Annotated in this window: 2 protein-coding genes; both read left to right on the top strand. The window is 58.8% G+C overall.

Going from position 1 to position 1,450, the window contains the following annotated elements; genetic code table 11:
• Positions 1–216 precede the first annotated feature (216 nt).
• The gene (locus EOD07_RS34200) at positions 217–504 is read left to right on the top strand and encodes a GIY-YIG nuclease family protein (protein ID WP_127238334.1); all 288 of its coding nucleotides are present in this window, start codon (positions 217–219) and stop codon (positions 502–504) included.
• Positions 505–843: 339 nt separating this feature from the next.
• The coding region (locus tag EOD07_RS34195) for a Ku protein (RefSeq protein WP_127238333.1) at positions 844–1,450 on the top strand (607 nt) is incomplete at its 3' end.

Here is a 1,450-nt window from a genome sequence, read left to right as displayed (position 1 = left end):
CTGATAACTTGCATGACGGACGGTCTCCTCTGCTGGAGTTAATCACAGCCCAGTTTGGCACATTCGATGCCGCAAGGGGCCGTCCACCCATCATTCTAGGGCGGAGCAAGGAGCGAAGCGACGCGCGCAGACCCTAGAATCCATGCCGTGACATGGGCCGTAAGATGCAACGGTGCAGAATAGCTACTTGCAACATCCCCCAGCTAGGATCGCTCAATGACCGGCTATGTCTATATGACCGCAAGTCAGAAGGGCGGCACGATCTACATCGATGTCACCAACGACCTTGCTCGTCGCATGCCTGAGCACAAAGCTGGGCAAGGCTCGCGTTTCACCAGCCGATACGCCGTGCGCCGCCTAGTCTGGTACGAGGAATACTTCGATAGCGCCGATGCCATACAGCGCGAAAAATCGTTAAAGCGCTGGCCGCGCCAATGGAAGATCGAACTGATCGAGAAGACCAATCCAGAATGGTCCGAGCTCTTTCGCGGGACGGGCTGGTGAGCGGCCTGCGCCGTTGCGGCGCTCGCATGTCACGGCATGGATCCTAGGGTCTGCGCGCGCCGCTTCGCTCCTTGCTTCGCCCTAGGATGACGAAGCTTCGGGGCTTTGGCTAATCTCCAGCGTCTCAATCCACTCCATCGACGCTAGCTACAATTTGAACTATCCTCCGCGCCAACCGGCCTCAGAAAACACTTCGCTAGGAATTCGGCAGTACCATCACGGGTCGGTGTAGGATTTCCGCAGCCTCAATCGTCCTACGGACGAAGCGCTGCAAGAGCATGATCGCGACAAGACCATGCTCCAACATAGTGTCAGTGCATGGCCGCGTAGGAGTTCATCATGGCGCCCAGGGCAAGTTGGAAAGGTTACCTCAAGCTCAGCCTCGTCAGCTGTCCGGTCCGGCTCTATCCGGCCACCAGCGCGAGCGAGCGCATCTCGTTCAATCAGTTGCACAAGAAGACGCACAACCGCATCAACATGAAGCCGGTCGATCCCGAGCTCGGCCTGGTCGAGCGCTCGGACCTGGTGCGCGGCTACGAATATGAAGACAAGCAATACATCATCATCGATGACGCCGACCTCGATGCGGTCCGGATCGAATCCAACCATACGATGAACATCGAGGCCTTCGTCGACGAGGGCGAGGTCGACGTCATCTACCAGGACTCGCCCTATTATCTGGCGCCCGACGGCGCCATGGCGGAAGAAACCTTCGCGGTGCTGCGCGAAGCCATGCGCAAGTCCGGCAAGCTGGCGATCGCCCGCCTGGTGCTCTCCAGCCGCGAACGCGTGGTGACGATCGGCGCGCGCGAGAAAGGTATGTTCGTCTGCACGTTGAGGAACCCCAACGAAGTGCGCGGCACCACTGAATATTTTGGCAACATCCCGGATGCCAAGCCCGACCCCGAGATGTTGCAACTGGCCGAAGCGCTGATCAAGCAGAAGC

The organism is Mesorhizobium sp. M2C.T.Ca.TU.002.02.1.1 (genome assembly GCF_003997225.1).
This window is presented reverse-complemented; position numbering and strand designations above follow the sequence as displayed.